Source organism: Sciscionella marina DSM 45152, assembly GCF_000379465.1.
Lineage (GTDB): Bacteria > Actinomycetota > Actinomycetes > Mycobacteriales > Pseudonocardiaceae > Sciscionella > Sciscionella marina.
Genome location: NZ_KB905381.1, coordinates 171,098 through 194,518, shown reverse-complemented (window position 1 = coordinate 194,518; position 23,421 = coordinate 171,098). Strand labels below are relative to the sequence as shown.

The window sequence follows — 23,421 nt, the reverse complement described above, 5'->3', positions numbered from 1 at the left end:
CCGGGCGCAGCAGCCCGTTTCCTAGCGGTGCCGGGTTTCCAGCATCACGCAGCCGGTGTCCGTGCGGTATGGACCGTGCGGCATGCCCGGCCTGCGCATCGCGAACTCGCCCGCGCGGAAGGTCTTCGCGAGGGTGAGGTCGTGGAGCTCGCCCTCGACGAGGTAGACCTCCTCGACGTAGTCGTGCGTGATCACACCGGCGGCCGAGGTGTCCAGGCCGGGCGCCCAGCTGGCCAGCCGGGTCAGTATCTCCGGGTCCTCGGGGTCTCGGCTGAGCACGCGTTCGGTCACCCCGTGCTGCGCCGTCGGCCGCCACTCCCCCGTTCCGGCGGGGAAGAACTCGTACTCGGCTTTCATTCACCCGTTCCTTTCTGAGCGGTCACGTCGTGGCCGGGACGCTCGGTCAGCTCGTGGTGAGCCGGGCCAGCACCGAATCGAGCGCGGCGCGCACGGTATCCGGTACACCGTTCTCGCGTAGTTCGGCCTTCAGTTGTTCGTTGGTACCTCCCGGTGTCGTGTGTTTCTCGGTCATGGTGCGCAGCGCGTCCTCATGGCGCAGCAGGGATCGGCCGAGCTGCCCGAACACGTGCGCGAGATAGCTATGTGCCGCCTCATCGGAAAGGCCGTGCCCGGTCAGCCAGTCGGCGATGGTGCTCAGATAGTCCAGGTGCGCGGCAAACGTGGCCGAGGCGGCGCTGATCGCGGTCAGCGCCTCCTCGGTTTCCGGAACCACGATCCCGCCGACGCGGCCGTACAATTCCGCGGCAGCGCTCTCGTACGGATACAGCGCGGTCAGACTCTCCCCCTCGGCTGCCTGGGGCAGCGGGATCGAGCGCACCGTTCGGCCGGCGGGTGCGACCCACGCGCGCAGATCGTCCAGCGGGATCCCGGCGATCGCGCTGATCACCACATGGCCGGGACGGAACGTCAGCTCCGCGAGGACCTCCCGGGTGATCGGCGGACGTACCGCTAGCACGATCACCTCCGCGTTGTCGAGCACCTCCTGATTGCTCGCGCACACCCGTACCGTGCCGAACTCCTCGGCCAGTTCCCGTCCGATCCGGTGGTTGCGTGGGGACAGGAACACCGGTGGCGGGTCGGCGCGATTCAGTCCGCGCACGATCGCGGCGGTGATCTCGCCGGTGCCGATGAAGCCATACGTCTTTGCCATGCCCGTCATCATGCCCTGAACCACCGACAGCACGGCGGAGGGAAAGGCAGGTGCTCGGCCCACCGGCAGAGTGGAAGCACGCACGACCGGTTCCGGTGCGCCCGGGGTGCCCGTCTCATGTGCGGGGAAGGGCACTGGTCGGTGGTGGGGGTGTCCGGGAGCCGAGCTGACCCTCGTCGAGCGGGAATTCACCCTGGTCGGGGCACCGCGCAAGGTCATGGTGCCGCGATGCGCCACCGGCGCGCGTGTTCGTATTGATCGTAGATTTGTGCGTAGGCACCGCCGGCGTGGCGCAGTTCGCCGGGCGTCCCGGTTTCCTGGATCGTCCCGTGCCCCAGGGTGATCACTCGGTCCGCGGCGGCGAGCGTGGCCGGGGCGTGCGCGATGACCAGGACGGTACGTTGCGGGTCCGCGGCGAGTCCGGTGATGGCTTCGCTGATCGCCTTTTCGTTCTCCGGATCGAGGGCGGACGCGGCCTCGTCGATGAGGACGATCTGTGCCTGTTTGAGGAAGGCGCGTGCGATCGAGACGCGTTGGCGTTCCCCGCCCGAGAGCTGTGTCCCCGACTCGCCTACTTCGGTGGCCCAGCCGTTCGGTTGCCGCGCGATCACCTCATCCAGTCGGGCGGCCCGTGCGGCGGCCTCGAGTTCCGGCCGGGTGGCATCCGGTTTGGCGATCCGCACGTTTTCCTCGATGGTCGTGTCGAACAAGTAGACGTCCTGGAACACGATGGCGATGTGCTCGAGCAGGACGCTCGGGTCGTAGTCTCGGATGTCGATGTCTCCGATACGAATCTGTCCTGAACCGACATCGAAAAATCGGGCGACCAGCCGGGTGATGGTGGTCTTGCCTGAACCGGATGGGCCGACCAGTGCGGTCGTGGAGCCCTGCGGGCAGTGGAACGATACCCCGGAAAGCACCGGGGTGCGGGAATAGGCGAAGTGCACGTCCTGGAACTCGATCCCGGAATGTGCTACCGAGCGGACGGGTTCGGTGCTCCTCGGCAGGGGGTGTTGGTGCATGATGTCCTCGATCCTGCCGATCGCCACGTCGAGTGCCCCGAGCCCACCGACGAGCCCGGAGAGTGCGCCGAGCCGTTCCAGGTACCGGACGGCGAGCACGAGAACGGCGATGGTCTCGGCGATCTCCAACTTTCCGGAGAGCGAGAACCATGCCCCGAGCACGAGCACCACCGCGCTGCCGGCGACGACCGCGGCGGTGTACGACATGTCCGGTACGAGCAGGCGGTTGAGACCGCGCGCGTAGCGGCGGCGATGCTCGAGCAGAGCGTGCCGCATGTTCGCGGTCCCGGTGCAGGCCTCTCCTGCGGCCCGCAGCACCGGCTGGGCCTGGCCGAACTCGATCGTGCGGTTGACGATGTCCTCGGTCGCCGTCTCCATGTCGTCGACGACCGCCATGTTCGTGCGCTTGGCCAAACCGAGCAGCACAAGCGCGACCGGCGCGATGGCGAGCAGCACCAGAGCGAGCCGCCAGTCGAAGGCGAAGGTGACCCCGATGATCGTCGTGGGCACGAGTACGCAGTTGAGCACCGGGCCACCGACGACCACACAGATCGTGGCGAGCCCCGCAGCGCCACTCATGGCGCGCACGAACTCCGCCCTTCGCTGGGAATCGAACCAGCCGAGCGGCAGCGTGGTCACGTGGTGCATCAAGGCACGCCGCAGATGGATGCCGAGCTCGTTGCTCGCGGCGAAACCGGCAGGTGTGGCGACGACACTCAAGGCGAGGTGCGCCACGATGCCCACCGCGGCACCGATGAGCCAGGGCCGCGCCGCGGCGAAATCCGGTTCGGCACGGAGCAAGGCCCCGAGGATCGGAACGAGTGAACCAAGCAACAGCCCCTGCAGCACCGCGAGTACCGCCTCCAATAAGGCGAAACGTAGCAACAAGCGCGGCTGGGGCCACAATTGGAAGAGCCTGCGGATCATGCTGTTTCTCCACTCTGCTGGGCGCGCCACATCCGGGCGTAGAGCCCGCCGTGCCGCAGAAGTCCGCTGTGTGTTCCCCGCTCGACGAGCTGACCGTTGTCGAGCACCAGGATCTGACCGGCCGAGGTGATCGTCTGCAGACGGTGCGCGATGACGACCACCGTCTTACCCGCTATCAGTTCGGACATCGCGTCCTGCACGGCTGCTTCGTTGTCCGGATCGAGTGCCGCGGTAGCTTCGTCCAGCACCACGATGGGCGCGTTGGAGAGGATCGCGCGGGCTATCGTCAGTCGCTGCCGCTCACCGCCGGAAAGGTCGCCTCCCTCGAGGCCGAGCACGGTGTCGTAACCATGGGGCAGCCGCTCGATGACGTCGTGCACCTGCGCTGCTTTCGCGGCCTCACGAACCGCTTCCTCGCCGGCGCCGGGGCAGCCGATGCGGATGTTCTCGGCGACCGAATCGCGCAACAGTACGACATCCTGAAACACCAGGGACATCGATGAGAGCAGCGACCGGGTCGAGAGCGCGCGGATGTCGGTGTCACCGATCTTGATCCGCCCACCGGTGACGTCGTAGAACCGCGGCAACAGGCTCGCCAGCGTCGATTTTCCCGCGCCCGAGGGACCGACGATGGCGGTGACGGTCCCCGGCGCACAGGTGGCACTGATCTCGTCCAGCACGTTGTCCTCACCGGTGTAAGAGAACGAGACCCGATCGAACTCGATGCCGTGGTGAGCCGGGACACCCGGATCTTTCGGCTCCGGCAAGGGTTCGCGCTCGAGCAGTTCCTCGATTCGCCCCGCGGCCAGACGTGCTTGGCGCAGCGCGATCGTGCCATTGATCATCGGACGCAGCGAGGTGGGAAGACCGATACCGACGGTCAAGAACGGCAACAGCGCGAGTGCCGAGAGCGAACCGTCGGCCACGAAGATCGAGCCGATCGTCCCTACCACGGCAAGCACGGTCATCTCCGAACCGAGCGCCCGATTCAGCGCGCTGCTGTAGCGGCACTCGCCGATCCACACGCGGAAGGCTTCCGCCCTCTCGTGCAACGCGTGGGTGAAACGGTCGAGCAACCATCCTTCGGTGCCGCCGTAGGTCTTCGCGACGGTGATCCCATCGATGTACTCGACCGCCGAGGTACTGATCCGGTTCTCCGTGGCGACCAATCGGGCGGTGTGCCCGGGCATGGAGCGCATCGCGATCCGGTAGCAGCCGATCGCGACGAGCGGAACCGCGACCACGCACAACGCCATACGCCAGTCGACGATCGCGAGGTAGCAGAACCCCGCCGTCATCGCCGTACCCGCGCCCAGGATTTCACCGAGGGAGTGCGCGAAAAGGTTGTGCATCGCCTCCAGGTCGTCGGTCATCGCCTTGCTCACTTGACCGGAGCCGGACAAGCGGAACCAGCCGAGCGGCACCGCACCGAGCCTCTCGGCGATCCGTACTCGCAGGTGATAGAGCATCTTGGCGTCCGCGTGGTGGCCCACGTGCGAGGACAGCGACTCGGATACGAGCCGGAGCAGCCCGCCACCCACGCCGATGCCGACCCACGTCCACGCGGTCGCGGGGTCGGAGGCCGTCAGCACGGCCCGGGCGAGTTCGGCGATCGCCACATAGGGAAGCAATCCCGCTGCCGCGCCGAGAGCCGAGAAAACCGCGCAGGTGAGCAAGTGAGTATGGACCGGACGCAGCATCCGTGCCGCCGCGCTGAGCGGGATCAACGCGGGGCGCACCGCTTCAGTCATCGAAACCCTTCTCGATTAGGTTAGGTTAACCTAAATAGTGACTGCTAAAGTGGGCTTCATGTCAACGGTCCGCATCGGTGCTGCCGCCGCCCTCTACGACCTCGCCCCGTCCACCGTGCGCTGGTGGGAACGCCAAGGGGTGCTCGGTCAGCCGCCCCGGCACGGTGGTGTCCGGCGTTACCGGGAACGCGACCTGCGCCGGCTCGGCCTCGTCTACGTCTGCCATGTCACCGGGATGATGCCGCTCGACAAAACGGCGATCGTCGCCAGTGGCGATGCTGATCTCGCGACGTGGCGCCGAACCGTGCGGGAACAAGTCCGCGAGGTGGAGCGAGGGATCGACCGGATGCAAGCCGCTCGCAAGTATCTGTGCCACTTGCTCTCGTGCGAAGACGACGACATCACGGAATGTCGCTATCTCGACCGCGAGCTGACCGCGCACACGCCACGCGGACGCTTCCCGCATACCGACCTGTGCACGGCCGCGGGCATCGGCCACCGTGACGAAAGCTCAGCATGTTGTGATGAAAACCGGTGCGGGGACTGCCGGGGACCGCTGACCCAGACGGGCCGAGGACGGCCCCGCAAGTACTGCTCCCGCTCCTGCCAACAACGCGCTTACCGGACCAGAACGGAGCCGGTTCCACGGCCATGAAAGGTTATTTCAGAATGAGTCGTCGAATCCGTGGAGCCAGGAGAAACCCCGGTCATGCGCAGGCTGATGACAAACGGTGCGGCGCCGTCGAACCGACGGTCGCCGCGGTATCGGGCCCGCGATAGCGTCAGGTGGGTTGTTCCTCCCGCCAGTCGGGGCAGATCGCGCGCAGCATAGTGCGGAATTTCGCGTTCGTCTCGGCGAGCTCGGCCTCCGGATCGGAGTCGGCTACGATACCGCCGCCCGCGTGGAGCCGGATCCGTGAACCGGTCACCTCCGCGCTGCGGATACCGATCGCCCATTCTCCGTCGCCGTTCTCCGCGCACCAGCCGACGATCCCGGCGTAGTGTCCGCGGTCGAACGGTTCGGTCTCGGCCAGTACGGTGCGCGCCTGTTCGCGCGGGCTGCCGCAGACGGCGGGCGTCGGGTGCAGCGCGGCGGCCAGGTGCAATGAACTCGCTTCCCGATCACGCAGTGTCCCGGTGATTTCGGTGCCGAGATGCCACATGTCGGGGGTGGCGAACAGCTCGGGCCGCGCGGGCACGTCCAGGCGCGCGCAGTACGGCGACAGGATTTCGGCGATAGCTTCCACGACGAAGGCGTGTTCGGCGGAGTCCTTCGCCGATTTCCGGAGCAGTTCGGCGTTCTCCCTGTCGCGCACCGGATCGGGATCACGCGGTGCGGAACCCGCGAGCGGATGCGAACGTGCCCGGGCGCCGCGGCGTTCGAGCAGCAGCTCCGGGCTGGCACCGAGAAACTGTCCTCCCGCTCGGACCGGAACCGCGAACACATAACCGTATGCGTTGTTGCGCAACAGGTTCGCCACGATTCCCGCCGTGTCGAGGTCTGTGCCGAACTCCAGCTCCAATGCTCTGGCCAGCACCGCCTTGTGCAGTTCACCCGCGCGGACCCGGGCGACGATATCGGCGACCGCCTTGCGGTGCGCCGCCGCATCGGGCAGCGAGTGGGTCCACAGCGGCGAGCCCGCGTGGTAAGTGGTGCCCGTGTCCGCCGGCCGCGCGCCGTGGCGCACCGATTCGGGGTGGATGAGCGTGGCCGGTCCGGAGTACGCCACGGCACCGATCGCGAACGGGGCTCCGGCGAGGACCTCGGCAAGCGCACCGATATCGGGTGCGCTCACCGGTTCACCCCCGCGCGCGGTGATCGAGTGATTCGGCCCCGCGAACAGGATGTCGGCGTTCACTTGAGCGCACCGCCGATGTCCTCGAGGATCCTGGTGCAAGCCAGCACACCGCCCGCACTGGTCCACGCCGAGCCGTCGACCGGGACAACGTGATGTGCGGCGACCGCGTGCAGCCGGTCGAATCCCGGCACCGCACTCGCCTGGCGCAGCGCTTTCTGGCTGGCGCCGACATCCCCGGTGGTCTTCTTCGCGTTCGCTCCCTGCCGACCACCACCTCCGAGGGCGCCGAAGAAGATCCAGTCGGCGTCGAGCTGGTCCAGGTTCTCCAGGCTGACCGGAACACTGTGCCCCGGTCCGTCCTTGTCCTGCGCGGGCGGCCTGCGCAGCCCGAGCTCGCTGACGATGCGCCCGGCCGGCTGTTCGCGCAGGATCAGCTGTGGCCCCTTGCCGGTCCAGCGCACGATGGTGACGCTGGAACCGCCGTTGTTCCCGAGTCCGCCCTTGGTCGCGGCGAGCCCGCGGTCGAAGTCGGCGAGCACCGTGCGCGCCCGGCCGGCCTTGTTCAGTGCCTCGGCTTCCATGGTGAACGCCTGGCGCCAGTCCGCTCCCGCCTCGCGCACGTAGGCCAGTGGCGCGATGGCGCGCAGCTTGTCCAGTACCGCGGTGTCCTTCAAGGCGGTGCCATCGGTGAGGATCAGGTCCGGACGGGCCTCGGTGATCTTCTCCAGTGATGGGCTGGCCAACGCTCCCACCAGTGGGATTCCCTTGGCGCGCTCGGCGAGGTACGCGGGGACGCCCGGCTGTCCTCGACCACCGGAAGTCGCGACCGGGCGCACTCCGAGGGCGAGGGCCCCGTCGAGGGTGGATTCGCTGAGCGTGACCACCCTCGACGGTCGACTCGGCACCGTCACCCGCTTCCCTGTGGCATCGGTGAGCTGGTGTCCCGGACCGGAGGGAGTGTCCGGGCTCGTGCCACACCCTGCCGTCAGCAGCACGACGAGGCAGGTGAATACGGCCGCGATGACGGTGCGATGGCTCACGGCGCGGACACCTTCGTCACCGTGTTGGCGCCGCCCTCGTAGCCGCCCGCGCTGACCCACACCTCATGCGTATTGGTGTTCACCGCAGCGGAAATGGGGTTCTTGCCGATCTTGGCGACGTTCCCGGTCTTCTTGCCGCTTGTCGCGTCGAGCACGGCGAGGTTCGATCCGCCGTAGTTGGTGACGTAGACCTTGCCCGCGTCCTCGTCGACCCCGAGCCCGAGCGGCTTGCTCCCGGTGCGCGCCGGTGCTCCGACCGGCTTCCCGGTCGCGGTGTCGATCGTCTCGACCGTGCCGAAGCCCTGCAGCGTCACGAAGGCCCGCTTGGTTTTCGGGTCGATGGCCACATTGGTCGGGTTGGAGCCGTCCCCGGTGCTGATCTTGTTCAGCACCTTGCCGGTGGACAGATCGAGCACCGCGACGGTGCCGTCGTTCCAGCTGGTCGTGTACAGCTTGTCCCCGTCGAGTGCGATTCCCGCGGTGGTCTTGCCCCCGGTCACCAGCCTGCGCACGAGTTTGTTGGTGTGCGTGTCGTATTCGGCGACCGTGCCGGTGTCGTTGTACGGCTCGGAGACGTAGAACCTGCCGCGTTCGGCGTCCACGCGGATCTCGCGGGCTCCGTCCGGCGCGGGCAGAGTCGCCTTGACCTTGCCGGTATCCGCGTCGACCACCTGCACGGCCTCGTCCAGCGCGGCCGAGGTGTACAGGGTGTGGCTCGCGGGATCGAGCGCCAGGCCCATCGGCCGTTTCGGGAGCACGAACTGAGACTTCTGTTTCCCGGTGGCACCGTCATAGGCGTACACGCTGGAGTTGCCCGAGCTGGCCACGTACACGGTGTTCGTGTCCGGATCCACCGCGTCCTGGTATACGCCGACATCGCCGACCTTGGCCGGGGTTCCCGCCTCGAGTCCGTCGCCGTTCGGGGAGAGCTTGGTCAGGGTGTCCGAGCCACCGATGTTGCCGCCCGCGCTCACCCACACCTCATGTGTATTGGTGTTCGCCGCGATTCCGAGCGGGGCCTGGCCGATTCCGCGCACGGTGGAACGTTTGGTTCCCGTGCTGGTGTCCACAACGGACACCGAGTTTCCCTTGAAATTCGTGACATAGGCGTGGCCTGCCTCGCTGTCCACCGTGACACCGAGCGCGCTCTTCCCGGTGCGAACCGGGGCGCCGAGCGGCTTCCAGCCCGCGGTGTCGATCGTCTCCACCGAACCGAAGCCCTGCAGAGTGACGAACAGGTTCCCGGTCTTCGGATCGTAGTCGAGATTGGTCGGATCCGAACCCGCTCCAGTGGCGAGCTTCTTGCTGACCTTCCCACTGGCCAGGTCGATCGCGGAGACGTCCCCGCTCCCGACGTTCGCCGTGTACACGGTCCCGTGTTCGCTGTCGATCGCCAGCCCGGCCGGGGTTTCCGCCTCCGGGTTCAGCGACCGCAGCAGGGTGTTCTTCGCCCCGTCGTACTCGGCGATCGTGCCGGATTTCGGCTCGCTGACATAGAACCGGTTGTGTTCGGAGTCCACCCGGACCTCGCGGTTGGCTTCCGAAGGCGTGGCGATCCGCGCTTTCTGCTTGCCGGTCTTGGCATCGAGGGCGTACACGGCCGCTTCACCGATCGAGGTGAAGTACAGCGTCCCGGTCTTGGCGTTCAACGCGAGTCCGGCCGGTTTATGGCCGCGTACGTCGAACTGTTCCTTCTGTTTTCCGGTCGCCCCGTCATAGGTGTAGATGGACTGGTTACCGCTCGCCGCGACGTAGACCGTGTTCGTGGCCGGGTCCACCACGTTCTGGAACACCCGCACTCCGCCGACCGGTACCGGTGTGCCCGCGGCCTGCTGTCCCGTGGAGCCGTTTTGCCCGGCGTTCGCGCTCAGCGGCGTGGCGAGCAGCAACACGGCCAGTGCGGACACCCCCAGTCTGCCGATTCTCCGTGCTGTGGTTCGGTTTTCTCGCATGTGTCGAGTACCTTTCGTGAGACTGAAATTAGGCTAGCCTTACCTAATTAATAAGTAAAGCGGTGTCGATCACGTGTCCAAGAATTCGGCGATCGCCGAGCCGATCCGGTCCAGGTTCTCCGCCCGGATCAGCTCCGGATGCGTGCAGTCGAACCGGTGCCGCCGCAACTCTCCGCCGATATGCGGCAGCCACCCGCTGCTGTCCAGCCATTGTTCGGCGCGCGGGGCGCCCGCCTCGAAGAACAACAGGTCCCCGGCGAACCGGCGATGCCGATGCTCGCGCATCCGCCGCGCGTTGTTGACCACGATGCCCAGCATCGCGGCGCGCGTGGCTTCCGGAAGGGTGGCCAGGGCGCTGCCCTCCGTGCGCAACAGTTCCACCGCGGTGTCCCGGTCGATTCCCGGCTCTGCGTCCGTGCCCGCCATGAACAACAGCGCACGAGCGGCATCCGACTCATCGGGTTCGGGCAGGTCCTGCCATTGCTCGCTCGGGTAGGCATCGAGCATGGCGAGCAGGCCCACCTCGGCACCCCGTTCGGTGAGCTCGCAGGCCATGGCGTGCGCGATCACCCCGCCGACCGACCATCCGGCAAGCAGATACCGGCCGTGCTCCGGTGTGGCGATCGCGTCCACGTACGCGGCCGCCATTTCCTCGATGCTTTCCGCTGGTGGTGTCCGGCCGTCGAGTCCGCGCGACTGCAACGCGTACACCGGTTGTTCGGCGGGCAGGCTGCGCAGCAGTCCCGCATAACACCAGCCGAGCCCGCCCGCCGGGTGCACGCAATACAGTGGTGGACGATTCCCCTTGGCCCGCAAGGGAAAAAGAGTGCCGAGCGGATCGTTGCGCGTGTCCCCCGCCAGGCGTTCGGCCAGCCCGGCGACCGTGGGCGCGGCGAACAGGTCCCCGATGCCGAGGTCCGCGTTGAACAGTTCCCGTAATCGTGCGACCACCCGTGCGGCATGCAGCGAATGCCCGCCGAGTTCGAAGAAGCCGTCTTCGGTTCCGACCCGCTCGAGTTCGAGCACCTCGGCGAACGCGGCGGCGATCAGTTCCTGCGCCGGATCGGTGGCCACCGCCCTCCCGGCCACCGGTGCCACAGGGTCCGGTAGGGCCGCGCGGTCCAGCTTTCCATTGTGAGTCACCGGGAAGCGGGGCAGTACCGTGATCATGTCCGGCAGCTGGCGCGCCGGCAGGGTGGCGTGGAGTGCGGTGCGCAGCCGCTCACCATCGAGCTCGATACCGGGCATCGGCACCGCGTAGCCACACAACCGGTCGGCACGGGCCAGCACGGCCGCGGTCGCGACTCCGGGCAACGCGGTCAGCGCGGCCTCGGTCTCGCCCGGTTCCACCCGCATCCCCCGGATCTTGACCTGATCGTCGCCGCGGCCGAGGTACTCGATCGCCCCATCGGTGCGGCGCAGCGCGAGGTCCCCGGTACGGTACATCCGGGAACCCGGAACGCCGAAGGGGTCGGCGTGGAACCGTTGTGCGGTCAGCGTGGCGCGGTCGTGGTAGCCACGCGCGAGCTGCGCCCCGGCCAGATAGAGCTCACCGGGGACCCCGTCCGGGCACAACCGCAGCCCGGTGTCGAGCACATAGCAGCGATTGCCCGGCATCGGCACTCCGATGGGCACCGAGCGGGCGGTGCCCGGTTCCTCGTGCCATGCGGTGACATCCACCGCGGCCTCGGTCGGACCGTATAGATTGTGCGGGGCGGTCCCGAGCACCTTGAGGCAGTCCGCGGCCAGCGAACCGGAAAGCGCTTCACCCGAACAGATCACCCGCTCGGGGGCGCAGTCCGGTCCGGCGTCGAGGAACACCCGCAGCATCGAGGGGACGAAGTGCACGGTGCCGATGTGTTCTCGCGCGATCAGCCGGGCCAGGTAACCGGGATCGCGGTGCCCACCGGGCTCGGCGAAAACCACACTCGCTCCCTGACACAGCGGCCAGAAGAACTCCCACACCGAGACGTCGAAACCGGCGGGGGTCTTCTGCAACACCCGCTCCCGTGGCCGCAGCGCGAACCGCTCCTGCATCCAGCGCAGCCGGTGCACGATCGCGCGATGGCTGACCACGACACCCTTGGGCTTCCCGGTCGATCCGGAGGTGTAGAGCAGATAGGCCGGATCCTCCGGCCGGGGCCTGCGTGGTCGCACCGCGAGATCCCCGGCCTCGGCGGAATACAGCACCTGCACCGGGGCGGCGTCGGCGAGCATCAGCTCCACGCGTTCGCGGGGTAGGTCCTCCTCGACCGGCAGATACGCGGCCCCGGCTTTGAGGATGCCCAGCAGACCGGCGAGCAATTCGATCCCGCGCGGGATCCCGATCGCCACCACGGTTCCCGGGCCCGCGCCCCGCGCGGCGAGCGCCTCGGCCAGCCGTCCGGCGCGTTCGTGCAGCTCACGGTAGGTGCACTCGTGCCCGGAAGCCCGCACCGCGATGTGGTCGGGGAAACGCTTCGCCGCCGCATCGAGCAGATCGAGCAAGGTGTGCTCGCTCGGTACGCGGTCCGGCCCACAGGAGGCCGCCAGTGCGGCGGTGCGTTCGCGGGCGCGCAGTACCGGATACCGCGCCACCGGGCGGTCCGGGTCCGCGGCGACCGTCTCGATCAGTGCGGTGAGCCGGTCCAGGTGGGCGCGCGCCACCTCCGGTGGGTAGAGCTGCGGGTTCACATCGATATCGATGCCGAGCTCGGTTCCCCCGCTGGTGAAGATGATCTCCAGATCGTCGACCGGTCCCGCCGCGAGATAGTGCACGTGCGCGGTGCAGTCACCGAAGGGCATCGACTTCTCGAACGGTTTCAGGTTGACCTGCGGGCCGAACAATCGCCCGGTGAGCATGCCGAGATCCCGGCGTAATTGCTCTCCCCGATACCACTGGTGTGCGCTGACCTCGGCCATGGCCGCGGCGACCCGCTCGGCGAGCGCACGCATCGTCGCCCCCGGCTCGACCCGCACCCGCAGCGGAAGCACGTTCACCGCGGTGGTCGGCACCAGCCGGGTGGACCGGCCGAGCCGGTTCATCATCGGCAGCCCGAGTACCACCTCGCGCGTCCCGGTCAGCGCGGATGTGTAGAGCGCGGTACACGCGACAAGCAGCGCGCCCCGCTCGGGACCGAGTTCGGTGAGCCGTCGCCCGGAGCCGACCGTGGCGCTGTGCCGCTCGAACCGGCGGGCAGTGCGAGCGCTGGTCTCGGTCAGCCCGGTGATCGGGAGTGCATCGCCGATGGCCTGCCGCCAGAATCGTGCGTCCTCGGTGTAGCGGGGGCTCGACCGGTACCGTGCCTCGTCCTCGAGTACCGCGTGCAGTGATCGGAACGGATGGGGCTTCGGCTCCGTTCCGGCAAGCAGGGCTGCGTAGCGCTCGGCCACCCGCCGCTGCACGAGCGCGAACCCGTAGCCGTCCACGAGCAGGTGATGAATCCGTTGGTACCACAGGGTTTCACCGGAATCAGTGCGCACAAGGGCGAACCGGAAAAGCGGTGGTTCCAGTACGTCGACCGGTGCGGCGAGGTCCGCCCGCATCCAGGCGAGCGCGGCCGCGGTGTCGGTGACCCGGATCCGGTCCAGCGCCCATTCCGGGGCCTGCTCCAGTCGCTGCCACGGCCTGCCTTCGGTCACCCCGAACCGCGCGTGCAGCGCCTCGGCCTCGGCGATCGTGGCCCGCAGCGCCCGCTCGAAAACCGATTCACGCAGCGGCCCGGTCAGTGCGAGGTACTGCGCGCAGTTGAAGACCGGGTTGCCCTCGTCGAGCGCGGCACTGAACCAGATCCCGGACTGCGCCTCGGTCAGCGGCAACCGAACTTCGCTCATCGTCCTAGACCAGTTTCCGCTGCCATGCGGCGATCGTGGGATCCTCCGTCAGTTCCACGAACCCGATATCGGCGCCATCGGCCCGCCAGCGTTCGACCAGGCTCATCAACCGGATCGAGTCCAGGCCGAGCTCGAGCAGATCATCGGTGTCCCCGACCTCTTCGGTTCCGAGACCGAGCGTGTCGAGCACCTGTGCGCGCAGCTGTTCCGCGGACAACGCCATCCGTGATCACCGCCCGCTCAGGCACAGCGCGAAGGCATCCAGCGCGGCCCCGGTGCGCACCGCGACCCCGCAGCGCCGGGCCACATAACCGACCGCCATCCGGTGTTCCTCCGCGGAGAAGTCGGCCACCGCATCGGCAACCAGAAACGGCTGCACATCGGACATATAGGCTTCGCAGGCGGTCATCATGCAGCCGAGATGCGCGTACACACCGGTGACGATCAGCTGATCGCGCCCCTCCATGGTGAGCCATTCGCGCAGGGCGGTGCGCTGGAAGGCGCTGTAACGCCACTTGGTGAGTATCCGGTCGCCCGCCCGGGGCGTCAGCTCCTCGATGATGTCGCGGTGCTCGGGAATCCCACGCATCCCGGTTCCCCAGAAATCGGTCTGTATGCCGCGATCCTCCGGCTCCTGATCACCCGGCTGGGCCGAATAGTACACCGGGATTCCCCGTTCCCGGGCCCGTGCGCACAAGCGCGCGATGTTCGGCACCACGGTGCGCAGCGGTTCGGCACCCTGCTCATAGGCGCCGAGGAAGTAGCGCTGCATATCGTGCACCAGCAGCGCGCAGCGATCCGGTTCGATCCGCCACGGCACTCTCGCCTCCGGTAGTTCGCTCGGCGGTTCGTAGCTCGCGATCCTGGGCAGCGACATTCAGTTCCCCTTCGTGTTCTCGAATTCGATGGCGATCAGCCTGCGGAGCTCGGCCTTGCTGATCTTGCCGACCCCGGTGTGCGGGAATCGTTCGACGACCTCGATCCGGTCCGGGAGCTTGTACCCGGCAAGCGCACGATCACGCAGGTGACCGCGCAGCTCGAGCGGGCGCGGCCATTCGGCTCCGGCGCGGGGCAGCACGAACGCCATACTGCGCTCGCCGAGATGTTCGTCCGGTATCCCGATCACCGCCGCGTCCAGCACGGCCGGATGCGCGAGCAGGTGCGACTCCACCTCGTCGGGGGCGATCTTCTCGCCGCCGCGGTTGATCTGCTCCTTGCTGCGCCCGACGACGACAAGCGAACCGTCCGGCGCACGGCGCACCAGGTCCCCGGTCCGGTAGAAGCCGTCCGCGGTGAACGCCGTCGCATTGTGCGCATCGGCGCGGTAATAGCCCCGGATGGTGTACGGGCCCCTGGTGAGCAGGTGCCCGCTCTCCCCAGCACCGACCGGGCGGTCATCGGCGTCCACGATGCGGATCTCGTCGTCCGGAGATATCGGTTTTCCTTGCGTGGTCACGATGGTCTCTTCCGGATCGGTGAGACTTGTGTAGTTCACCAACCCCTCGGCCATCCCGAACACCTGTTGCAGCGTGGCGCCGAGTTCGGGGCGGATCCGCCTGGCGAGTACCTCGCTGAACTTCGCACCGCCGACCTGGAGCACGCGCAGCGAGGACAGATCGCGCGTGCTGTTCGGCAGCGCCTGCAGCCACACCTGGGCCAGCGGCGGAACGGCGGCGGTGATCGTGACGCGCTCGGCTTCGATCAGCGCGAAAACCGTTTCCGGCGCGGGATTCTCCGCGAGCACCACGGTCGCCCCCGCACAGAGGGCACCGAGTGATCCCGGAGAGCTGAGCGGGAAATTGTGCGCGGCAGGCAGGGCGATCAGCATCACCGAGTCGGCATCGATCCCGCACCGTGGCACGCTGGCCCGCACACTGTAGAGGTAGTCGTCATGAGTGCGCGGGATCAGTTTGGGCACCCCGGTGCTTCCCCCGGAAAGCTGCAGGAAGGCGACATCGCCGGCATACGGGGGGTCCGGTTCGCTCACCGGTGCCGTGCGCAGCCGCTCGAACGCGGTGAACGGGCCGGGATCGCCGACCACGAACACCTGCGGACGCGGGTCGAGCGATTCCGCGAGGGCGACGTAGTCGAACCGCTCGTGTTCCGCGGCGATCACATAGCCGGCGGCCCGAGTGAACTCGCAGAAGTACTGGATCTCCGCGCGCCGGTGTGCGGGCAGCGCGAACACCGGCAGCGCCCCGAGGTGGAAGAGTGCGAACACCGTCTCGAAGAACTCCACGATGTTCGGCAGCTGGACGACGACCCGGTCCCCGCGCCCGATCCCGTGCGCGCGGAACCCGTCCGCGACCGCACGCGCCGCATCGCGCAGTTCGGCGTAGCTGCACCGCCTGTTCCGGTCCACCACGGCGGTGTTGTCCGGGTGGCGCCGGGCACTGTCCTCGAGCATCTGCGCGAAAGTGACGCCCCGCCAGTATCCGGCCTCCCGGTACCGGTGCGCGAATTCCTGGGGCCAGCCTGGGAAATCGCTCATCGCAGCGAGGCACCCCCATCGACGTACAGCTCCTGCATGGTGATGTGCCCCGCTCCCGGGGAGACCAGAAACCGCACGGCCTCGGCGACATCCCGCGCGGCGGCCAGCTTGCCGAGCGGGATGCCCGGTTTGAACGTGGCACCGTCACCTGCGATCAACCGCGCCGGATCGTGCCCGGGCATCGCACGCAGCATCGGGGTGTCCGTGGAACCGGGAGCGACGATATTGCACCGGATTCCGTACTCGGCCAGTTCGAGCCCGAGCGATTTGGTGAACATCGTGGCAGCGGCCTTCGAGGCGGCGTAGCCCGCCATCCCCGCACGTGGCACCCCGCCGGCGTTCGAGCTCACCGTGGTGATCACGCCGTCACCCCGCTCGCGCATCCCGCGCGCCACCGCGATGCTGAGCGCATACACCGCGGTGGTGTTCACCGCGAACATCGCCTGCCATCCGGCGACGTCCAGCTCGGTCGCCGCTCCGGTGTGCAGCACACCGGCCACGTTCACCAGTACCGAGACCGGCCCCCGTTCGGCCTCCACCCGCTGCACGAGTCCGGGAATATTCGCGGTGTCCGCGAGATCGAAGGGATAGGCCACCGCGCCCGGCACCTCACCGAGCGCGGTGGCCAACCGGCGCGCATCCCGGTCGACACCGGCGACCAGGAAACCGTCCTCGGCCAGTACCCGCGCCACCGCGGCACCGATTCCCTGAGCGGCACCGGTCACAAGGGCTGTCACAGATCCTCCAACCAATAAGGTAAGGCTTACCTTAACATCATCGAAGCGCTGCGTCAGCGACCGTTTTCCTTGCCACACAAGGAACTACTCAGCCCGCTCGACCGGTCGCATTCAGTAGCGCATCCGGTCGTCTTCCGGGGAGAGAATGATGATTCCGCGGCATTTCCGACAGATGCGTCGGGTAAATCGGAAAAGCATTTCGCTATCCGTAGGGCGGATCGACGGCGGTGGCCCGCGTTGTCGAGCACCTGTGGGCTCGTCCGGCCCCCGGCAGGTGGTCGGCGAGCGTCGTCGTCAGCTCGGTGTGGTCGCTGATCCGCTGGACCGGACAACCCGGCCCCGCCGCGATCCGGGCGACGCTCACCTCGGAGAACGACGCCCACGGCTGTTTGCCCTGACCGGATTGTTCGGCGAGCCGGTCCATGATGGCGTAGCCGCCGTCGGACAGCACCACGAACAGTGCCCCGATATGGTAGGGGACTGCGCTCCACAGGCCTTGGATGCCATAGAGCGAAGACCCGTCACCGAGTATGGTGACGATGGGACGTACTGGCCCGCTGCCTGGCCGACAACCTCGACGACCCCGGCGGGGCGCTCCAGCGTTACGAGGAACTGCGCATTCCGCGCACCACCCGGCTCCAGACCGTCAGCCGCGGCCGCTCCCGGATCAACCACCTTCCCGACGGCCCGCAACAGCGGGCTCGCGACGCCGCGTTCGCCGAGGAAGACCCGCTGGTCGCGAATGGCTGGATCTACGAATACGACCCCGACGACCTGCAACCTGCCGAGAACCGACAGTGACGGGCGCGCCGTCAAGCCGGTTGTGGATCAACAACCCTCGCCCCGATCGGATGGCGGAAGCCGTGCGCCCGACTGGTTCTCATGGTGTCATGTCTTGTCCGGAGATTCGCGTCCTGGACGAAGCTGAGAGGTGGAGACCATGGGTGTGCTGGAGCGCTTCGCGGTGTTGAGTTCACCGGATCTCGACGAGTTCCGTCATTCGGTGTCCCAGTTCCTCACGCCGCACCGACTCACCCCGCTCGCCCCGAGCCGGTCCGGAGTGCGCACTGATCTGTCGAAGGTTTCGGTGGGTCCGGTGTCGCTGGTGTACTGCCGCAACCGCGGCACCGAGCTCGGGGTCCAGTTGATCGACCGGGTGGATTACTACGACATCAACCTCGCCCTGCACGGGCGGAACCGGGTCTCTTTCGGCAGGGAGGAAGTGGTCGTCGATCAGACGCGGGCGGCAGTCATCTCACCTCGCACGCGAGTGGACATGCTGCTCAGTGATGATTACCGGCAGCTGCATGTGCGCGTCGAGCGGCAAGCGCTGACCGAACACCTGGAGACGCTGCTCGGCCGCCCGGCTCCGGCTGTTGTCCGCTTCGCTCCCGAGATGGATCTCGGTGGCGGCGCCGCCGGGTCGTGGGTGCGGACGGTCCGCTCGCTGCTGCGGGAGCTCGATCACCCGGGGAGCCTTGCCGAGCGCTCCCTCGGCGCGAGTCCGTGGGCGGACCTGCTGATGACAGGTTTACTGCTCGCTCAACCCAACAATTACTCGCCGCAGCTGGAACGCGTCGCCGCGGCACTGCCTCGACCGACGCCGATGCGGCGGGCGATGGAATTGATCGAGGACGATCCGGCCGGCGAGCTGAGCGTCGAACAGCTGGCCCGCGCAGTACGCACGACGCCACGCTCGTTGCAGCGGTATTTCCGTTCAGGGCTGGGCACGTCGCCCCACGAATACGTGCAACAGGTGCGATTGGCACGTGCGCACGAGGAGCTGCTCGCCGCCGAGCCTGGCAGCGTCACGGTGACCGAGGTGGCGCTGCGCTGGGGATTCACGCACGTGCCGCGTTTCGCGGGTCTGTACCGGAGGCGCTACGGGACGAACCCGTCGCGGACGCTTCGCGACGCGTCCTGACGTACCGACCGATGTCGCATTCCGGATCGTCTTGTCGCGCAACGGATCGCGACTCGTCCAGCGGGTTCATAGAGTCCACTCACCGAGCGCGAAGGAGCGTGGTGCGAAATGGACTTCGACGTAGTGGTCGTCGGATACGGGCCGACCGGACTGGTGCTGGCTTCGGCGCTGGGCAAGGCCGGGCACCGGGTGGCGGTCTTCGAGCGGTGGCCCGCGTTGTACGGGCTGCCGAGGCTGACCCACATCGACGGTGAGACCGCGCGGATCATCCAGTCCACCGGCGATGTCGACCAGGCATTGCGCGAAGCCTCGGCAGCGGAGGCCTACGAGTGGCGCAACGGCGCCGGCGAACTGCTGCTGACCGTCGACTGGTCCGGACAGTCGAGCGGGTACGCAGCGCACTACACGATGTACCAGCCGCACATCGAGGACGCGATCGACCAGCGGGTCCGCCGCTGCCCGAACGTCCAGGTCGACCAGGGGACCGGGGTGGTTGCCCTCGACCAGGATGCCGACGGTGTCCGGCTGGTCGTCCGGCCATGGCGGCGCGACCGGGACGATCAGTGGTCAGCGGGAGCCGAGGACCGGACGGTCACCGCGCGGTACGTCGTCGGCGCGGACGGTGCGAACAGCTTCGTCCGCACCGCGCTGGGCATCGAGCAGGTCGATCTGGGGGTCGAGGACTGCTGGCTCAACGTCGACACCGAATGCGTGCATCCGCTGGGGCAGGAGTTCCAGGTGAGCCGCCAGTTCTGCGACCCGGAACAGCCGAACATGTTCATGCCCATCGGCAAGTTCCGGCAGCGCTTCGAGGTCAGTGTTCGCCCAGGTGACGATCCTGGTGAGATGGAAACCGCCGACTGGGCGTGGCGCTGGCTGCGGCAACGCCACGGCCTGGGCCCGGAAGATCTCCGCATTCTCCGCCAGATCGTCTACACCTTCTCCGCGCGGACGGCGCTCAGCTGGCGGCGCGGCCGTGTGCTGCTCGCCGGGGACGCCGCGCACACCATGCCCCCGTACATGGGGCAGGGCGCCTGCTCTGGCATGCGTGACAGCATTACGTTGAGTTGGAAGCTCGATCTGGTGTTGCGCGGATTCGCCGACGAGACATTGCTGGACACATACGAGGCCGAGCGGCGTCCGCACGTCGAGGTCGTGCAGCAGTGCGCGATCGAACTCGGCAAGATCGCGAACCTCAAGGACCGCGAGGCCGCCGCCATACGCGACGCCGCGTTCCGCCGTGGAGAGGTACCGCCGATGCCCCCGTTCCCGACGATCAGCGGCGGGGTGGTGCATCACGCGCCCGACGGCGAACTGTCGCCGCTGGCCGGAACCCTTGCCCCGCAAGGTGTCGTCGGCTCGGGCACCGTCAGCGGCCGGTTCGACGATGTCGTCGGCGGCGGCTTCAATCTGGTCAGCGCACGCGATGTGCGAGCGCGGCTCAGCGGCGAACAACAAGAGTTGCTCACCGCGCTCGACATGTCCGTCGCGACGCTGACTCCGGGGACACCGGACAGCGTGGAAGACGTGGAAGGCACGTATGCCCGGTATTTCGCCGACACCGCCGCGGATACCTTCATCTCGCGGCCGGATTTCCACCTGTACTGGGCCGGTAAAGCCGAGGACGCGCCCGCGGCGCTGGACGCGTTGCGCATCCCACTGTGCCGGACCGGCGCCCAGACCGCAGTCGCTACGGGAGCTGACACATGACCGAAACCCGCCTCCCGGGCGTCGCCCCGATCGAAGCGCTGTGGCGCGCCATGCCGGTGACGCGAATGCTGGACAACGGTGTCGACTACGCGGATGTGCTTACCATGCAGCGGCGCACGGCGGAGGGCGTCGCGTGGGACGAGGCCGCCGAGGAACTTGCCACGACGCAGCTGGAGCGTGCCCGCTCCGCGGAGCGCCACGGGCACGTGGCGACGGCGATCGCGGCCCATCGAGCGGCGGCCGCGGACCTTTTGTTCGCGCAGATGGCGTTCAACTTCGACGACGCGCGTAAGCGCGCGTTGTACGAGGCGTTCGCCGAGGCGGTCGGGAATGCCGCGGCCCTGGCCGATCCACCGTGGCAGCGTGAGGAGATCCCGTTCGGTCACGGCCGGATGAACGGCTGGCTGCTGCGACCGGCCACCGAACCGATCGGCGCGGTGGTGGTGTTCGGCGGGCAGAGCGGCTGGGGAGCCGCGTATCTGCCACAGGCCGACGCGCTGCTACGGCGCGGCATGGCGGTCCTGCTCGCCGAAGGACCAGGACAGGGGGAGACCAGAATGTGCCACGAGATCCTGCTGGACGTGGACGTGCGCGCCGCCTATTCGGCGTTTGTCGACCGGGCGCTCGCGGTGGCGCCGAAGGCCGGATTGTGGGGAAACAGCCTCGGCGGGCTCTATGCCGCGACCACCGCGGCCGCGGATCGCCGAGTGTCGGCGGTGTGTGTCAACTCCGCTCCCGCCCAGCCCCGGCTCCTGCAGTTCCGCACATTCGCCGAACAGGCCGCGGCCATGCTGGGCACCAGCGAGCCGGACGCGATCCAGGACAATTTCGACCGCATCGCCTTCCGCCCCGGCGCCGACCGGATCCACTGCCCGTTGCTGGTACTGCACGGCGAAGCGGACCCGATCGTGCGCGCGGAGGAGCAGCAACCCTTCCTCGACGCCGCGCGCGACGCCACGCTGCGGGTGTGGGACGACGGAGAACACACGATCTACAACCACGCGCAGGAGCGCACCGCCTATGTGGCGGACTGGTTCGCTGACCAGTTCGCCGGAGCGCGAGTGCCAGGCTCGGCGCAGTCTCCGGAACCGAATTCAGCCGAGGTGATGTGATGCGGTTCGTCCATGCCACGCTCCCGCAGCGGGTCCGGTTCGCTTCGGGCGCCGCGGCGGCCGGTGTGCGGGCGGAAGCGGAACTACTCGACGCCCGGCAGGTGATGGTGATCGCCGCCGAGGCCGAGCGGACGCTCGCCGACGAAGTGTCGGCCGATCTGCCCGTGGTATCGCGGCACCACGAAGTACTGATGCACGTTCCGATCGAGGCGGCCGAACGAGCCCGCGCTGCCGCCGTGGCGCATCAGGCCGACTCGATCGTGTCGGTCGGCGGCGGCTCGGCAACCGGGCTGGCCAAGGCGGTCGCCCTGACGACCGGGCTGCCGATCATCGCCGTGCCCACGACGTACGCCGGTTCCGAGGCGACCGACGTCTGGGGTCTGACCGAGAACGCCGTGAAGACCACCGGACGCGACCCGCGCGTGCTGCCCGCCGCGATCGTCTACGACGCGTCCCTGACGCTCACCCTGCCGGTGAAGATGAGCGTGGCGTCCGGGCTGAACGCACTCGCGCACTGCGTCGACAGCCTCTGGGCACCTCGAGCCGATCCGATCAACGCGGCGCTGGCCGTCGAAGGCGTGCGGGCCCTCGCCGCCGGGCTTCCCGAGGTGACGCGAGATCCGTCCGGAGTGGGCGGTCGCGAGCAGGCGCTGTACGGCGCCTATCTGGCTGCGGTGGCGTTCGCCTCGGCCGGTTCGGGGCTGCACCACAAGATCTGCCATGTTCTCGGCGGAAAGTACAACCTCCCGCACGCACAGACGCATGCCGTCGTGTTGCCGTACGTCCTGGCGTTCAACGCGCCGAACGCGCCGGAAGCCGCCCGACGGCTCGCCGAAGCCTTCGGCGCCGATACCGCGCTCGCGGGGTTGCAGGCGCTGCGCGCGCGGCTGGGCGCGCCGGCGGCCTTGCGGGACCAAGGCCTCGCCGAGGCAGACCTGTCCGAGGCGGTCGAGGCGATCCTCGCCGCCGTGCCCGAAGACAATCCGACCAAGGCCACCGGCGACAACCTCGCCGCGCTCATCCGCGCGGCGTGGGAAGGAAGTGAACCCGCATGACAACCGCCCAGGATCCGTCGGCGACCGCACCGGAACAGGCCGAACGCGAGGAGGAATTGCTCCGGCGAGTGCTCAGCTCGTTCGACGAATGCCGCGACGAGCGGCTCAAGCGGCTGACGCAGGCCCTCGTCCGGCACCTGCACGCCTTCCTGCGCGAGGTGCGGCTGACCGAGGACGAATGGGGCAAGGCGATCGAGTTCCTCACCGCGACCGGCGATATCACCGACGACAAGCGCCAGGAATTCGTCCTGCTCTCCGACGTGCTCGGGGCCTCCATGCAGACCATCGCCATGAACAACGAGGCACACGGCGACGCGACCGAGGCAACGGTGTTCGGGCCGTTCTTCGTCGACGGCAGCCCGGAAATCGAACGCGGCGGCGACCTCTCCTTCGGCGCGAGCGGCGAACCCTGCTGGGTCGAGGGAACCGTCACCGACACCACGGGCCAGCCGCTGGCCGGCGCACGCATCGAAGTCTGGGAAGCCGACGCCGAGGGCCGCTACGACGTCCAGTACGACGACGCGCGCACCGCCGCACGCGCGCACCTCTACACCGACCACAATGGACACTACCGATTCTGGGGCATCACGCCGACCCCGTACCCGATCCCCGACGACGGACCGGTCGGCAGCATGCTGAAGGCCGTGGGCCGATCCCCGATGCGGGCCTCCCATCTGCATTTCCTGGTCACGCACGCGGGCCACCGGAGGCTCGTCACCCACATCTTCGTCCGCGGCGACCGCAACCTCGGCTCCGACTCCGTCTTCGGGGTCAAGGATTCGCTCGTCAAGAACTTCGAGCAACAGAAGCCAGGAACACCGACACCCGATGGCCGCGACCTCGGCCAGCAGACCTGGTCGAAGGTCCGGTTCGACATCGTCCTCGCCCCGGCGGGCACATGACGCGCGCCGGGGCAG

General features: G+C 68.1%; 19 protein-coding genes. 6 read left to right on the top strand and 13 right to left on the bottom strand.

Annotation, left to right across the window (positions count from 1 at the left end):
* Positions 1 to 21 precede the first annotated feature (21 nt).
* The 4 genes from A37U_RS0106860 to A37U_RS0106845 all read right to left on the bottom strand — a co-directional run bounded on the left by A37U_RS0106860 (position 22) and on the right by A37U_RS0106845 (position 4,871).
* Positions 22 to 357 carry a cupin domain-containing protein gene (locus A37U_RS0106860; RefSeq protein ID WP_020495880.1) on the bottom strand — a complete coding sequence of 112 codons (336 nt, stop codon included), beginning with the start codon at positions 355 to 357 and terminating at the stop codon, positions 22 to 24.
* Between the two features lie 46 nt (positions 358 to 403).
* A complete protein-coding gene (locus A37U_RS0106855; RefSeq protein WP_026196941.1) occupies positions 404 to 1,171 on the bottom strand; it encodes an NAD(P)-binding domain-containing protein in 768 nt (255 codons plus the stop codon).
* 215 nt (positions 1,172 to 1,386) lie between these two features.
* Positions 1,387 to 3,120 (bottom strand): ABC transporter ATP-binding protein, encoded by a 1,734-nt coding sequence (locus A37U_RS0106850; protein WP_026196940.1) that lies wholly within the window; start codon positions 3,118 to 3,120, stop codon positions 1,387 to 1,389.
* Positions 3,117 to 4,871 carry an ABC transporter ATP-binding protein gene (locus tag A37U_RS0106845; RefSeq protein ID WP_020495877.1) on the bottom strand — a complete coding sequence of 585 codons (1,755 nt, stop codon included), beginning with the start codon at positions 4,869 to 4,871 and terminating at the stop codon, positions 3,117 to 3,119. The genes A37U_RS0106850 and A37U_RS0106845 overlap by 4 nt, the downstream gene beginning before the upstream one ends.
* A gap of 58 nt (positions 4,872 to 4,929) precedes the next feature.
* On the opposite strand from A37U_RS0106845, the gene A37U_RS49385 reads away from it, so the two are divergent.
* Entirely contained in the window at positions 4,930 to 5,526 is a 597-nt protein-coding gene (locus A37U_RS49385) for a MerR family transcriptional regulator (RefSeq protein ID WP_083933337.1), read from the top strand.
* 127 nt (positions 5,527 to 5,653) lie between these two features.
* Here the strand turns inward: A37U_RS49385 and A37U_RS0106835 are convergent, their stop codons facing one another.
* The 9 genes from A37U_RS0106835 to A37U_RS0106795 all read right to left on the bottom strand — a co-directional run bounded on the left by A37U_RS0106835 (position 5,654) and on the right by A37U_RS0106795 (position 17,196).
* On the bottom strand, positions 5,654 to 6,730 hold the full coding sequence (locus A37U_RS0106835) for an isochorismate synthase (RefSeq protein WP_020495875.1): 1,077 nt from the start codon (positions 6,728 to 6,730) through the stop codon (positions 5,654 to 5,656).
* Positions 6,727 to 7,710, bottom strand: coding sequence for an ABC transporter substrate-binding protein (locus A37U_RS42645; protein ID WP_020495874.1), 984 nt, complete (start codon positions 7,708 to 7,710; stop codon positions 6,727 to 6,729). Before A37U_RS42645 ends, A37U_RS0106835 begins: the two co-directional genes overlap by 4 nt.
* Positions 7,707 to 9,662 carry an outer membrane protein assembly factor BamB family protein gene (locus A37U_RS0106825; RefSeq protein WP_083933266.1) on the bottom strand — a complete coding sequence of 652 codons (1,956 nt, stop codon included), beginning with the start codon at positions 9,660 to 9,662 and terminating at the stop codon, positions 7,707 to 7,709. The genes A37U_RS42645 and A37U_RS0106825 overlap by 4 nt, the downstream gene beginning before the upstream one ends.
* Before the next feature lie 69 nt (positions 9,663 to 9,731).
* Complete coding sequence (locus tag A37U_RS42640) at positions 9,732 to 13,475, bottom strand: non-ribosomal peptide synthetase (protein WP_020495872.1); 3,744 nt, start codon at positions 13,473 to 13,475, stop codon at positions 9,732 to 9,734.
* Between the two features lie 4 nt (positions 13,476 to 13,479).
* Positions 13,480 to 13,698 (bottom strand): phosphopantetheine-binding protein, encoded by a 219-nt coding sequence (locus A37U_RS0106815; RefSeq protein ID WP_020495871.1) that lies wholly within the window; start codon positions 13,696 to 13,698, stop codon positions 13,480 to 13,482.
* 6 nt (positions 13,699 to 13,704) lie between these two features.
* Entirely contained in the window at positions 13,705 to 14,352 is a 648-nt protein-coding gene (locus A37U_RS0106810; protein WP_020495870.1) for an isochorismatase family protein, read from the bottom strand.
* Positions 14,353 to 15,966 (bottom strand): (2,3-dihydroxybenzoyl)adenylate synthase, encoded by a 1,614-nt coding sequence (locus tag A37U_RS0106805; RefSeq protein WP_020495869.1) that lies wholly within the window; start codon positions 15,964 to 15,966, stop codon positions 14,353 to 14,355. It lies immediately after the preceding gene.
* Positions 15,963 to 16,703 carry an SDR family NAD(P)-dependent oxidoreductase gene (locus A37U_RS0106800; RefSeq protein ID WP_240437506.1) on the bottom strand — a complete coding sequence of 247 codons (741 nt, stop codon included), beginning with the start codon at positions 16,701 to 16,703 and terminating at the stop codon, positions 15,963 to 15,965. The genes A37U_RS0106805 and A37U_RS0106800 overlap by 4 nt, the downstream gene beginning before the upstream one ends.
* A gap of 202 nt (positions 16,704 to 16,905) precedes the next feature.
* Positions 16,906 to 17,196 (bottom strand): thiamine pyrophosphate-dependent enzyme, encoded by a 291-nt coding sequence (locus A37U_RS0106795; protein WP_240437529.1) that lies wholly within the window; start codon positions 17,194 to 17,196, stop codon positions 16,906 to 16,908.
* 447 nt (positions 17,197 to 17,643) lie between these two features.
* Between A37U_RS0106795 and A37U_RS0106790 the strand changes: the two genes are divergently transcribed.
* The 5 genes from A37U_RS0106790 to A37U_RS0106770 all read left to right on the top strand — a co-directional run bounded on the left by A37U_RS0106790 (position 17,644) and on the right by A37U_RS0106770 (position 23,406).
* On the top strand, positions 17,644 to 18,627 hold the full coding sequence (locus A37U_RS0106790) for an AraC family transcriptional regulator (protein WP_240437505.1): 984 nt from the start codon (positions 17,644 to 17,646) through the stop codon (positions 18,625 to 18,627).
* A gap of 108 nt (positions 18,628 to 18,735) precedes the next feature.
* Positions 18,736 to 20,337, top strand: coding sequence for a bifunctional 3-(3-hydroxy-phenyl)propionate/3-hydroxycinnamic acid hydroxylase MhpA (mhpA, locus tag A37U_RS0106785; RefSeq protein ID WP_020495865.1), 1,602 nt, complete (start codon positions 18,736 to 18,738; stop codon positions 20,335 to 20,337).
* Positions 20,334 to 21,449: an alpha/beta hydrolase family protein gene (locus A37U_RS0106780; RefSeq protein ID WP_020495864.1), complete on the top strand. Its 1,116-nt coding sequence runs from the start codon at positions 20,334 to 20,336 to the stop codon at positions 21,447 to 21,449. Before mhpA ends, A37U_RS0106780 begins: the two co-directional genes overlap by 4 nt.
* Positions 21,449 to 22,504, top strand: coding sequence for a maleylacetate reductase (locus A37U_RS0106775; protein ID WP_020495863.1), 1,056 nt, complete (start codon positions 21,449 to 21,451; stop codon positions 22,502 to 22,504). Before A37U_RS0106780 ends, A37U_RS0106775 begins: the two co-directional genes overlap by 1 nt.
* Complete coding sequence (locus A37U_RS0106770) at positions 22,501 to 23,406, top strand: dioxygenase family protein (RefSeq protein WP_020495862.1); 906 nt, start codon at positions 22,501 to 22,503, stop codon at positions 23,404 to 23,406. Before A37U_RS0106775 ends, A37U_RS0106770 begins: the two co-directional genes overlap by 4 nt.
* Positions 23,407 to 23,421: the final 15 nt, after the last annotated feature.

Coding starts and splice junctions, on each gene's coding strand:
- A37U_RS0106860 (WP_020495880.1), bottom strand. CDS start 357: ATGAAAGCCGAGTACGAGTTCTTCCCCGCCGGAACGGGGGAGTGGCGG.
- A37U_RS0106855 (WP_026196941.1), bottom strand. CDS start 1,171: ATGGCAAAGACGTATGGCTTCATCGGCACCGGCGAGATCACCGCCGCG.
- A37U_RS0106850 (WP_026196940.1), bottom strand. CDS start 3,120: ATGATCCGCAGGCTCTTCCAATTGTGGCCCCAGCCGCGCTTGTTGCTA.
- A37U_RS0106845 (WP_020495877.1), bottom strand. CDS start 4,871: ATGACTGAAGCGGTGCGCCCCGCGTTGATCCCGCTCAGCGCGGCGGCA.
- A37U_RS49385 (WP_083933337.1), top strand. CDS start 4,930: ATGTCAACGGTCCGCATCGGTGCTGCCGCCGCCCTCTACGACCTCGCC.
- A37U_RS0106825 (WP_083933266.1), bottom strand. CDS start 9,662: ATGCGAGAAAACCGAACCACAGCACGGAGAATCGGCAGACTGGGGGTG.
- A37U_RS42640 (WP_020495872.1), bottom strand. CDS start 13,475: ATGAGCGAAGTTCGGTTGCCGCTGACCGAGGCGCAGTCCGGGATCTGG.
- A37U_RS0106815 (WP_020495871.1), bottom strand. CDS start 13,698: ATGGCGTTGTCCGCGGAACAGCTGCGCGCACAGGTGCTCGACACGCTC.
- A37U_RS0106810 (WP_020495870.1), bottom strand. CDS start 14,352: ATGTCGCTGCCCAGGATCGCGAGCTACGAACCGCCGAGCGAACTACCG.
- A37U_RS0106805 (WP_020495869.1), bottom strand. CDS start 15,966: ATGAGCGATTTCCCAGGCTGGCCCCAGGAATTCGCGCACCGGTACCGG.
- A37U_RS0106790 (WP_240437505.1), top strand. CDS start 17,644: ATGGGTGTGCTGGAGCGCTTCGCGGTGTTGAGTTCACCGGATCTCGAC.
- mhpA (WP_020495865.1), top strand. CDS start 18,736: ATGGACTTCGACGTAGTGGTCGTCGGATACGGGCCGACCGGACTGGTG.
- A37U_RS0106780 (WP_020495864.1), top strand. CDS start 20,334: ATGACCGAAACCCGCCTCCCGGGCGTCGCCCCGATCGAAGCGCTGTGG.
- A37U_RS0106775 (WP_020495863.1), top strand. CDS start 21,449: ATGCGGTTCGTCCATGCCACGCTCCCGCAGCGGGTCCGGTTCGCTTCG.
- A37U_RS0106770 (WP_020495862.1), top strand. CDS start 22,501: ATGACAACCGCCCAGGATCCGTCGGCGACCGCACCGGAACAGGCCGAA.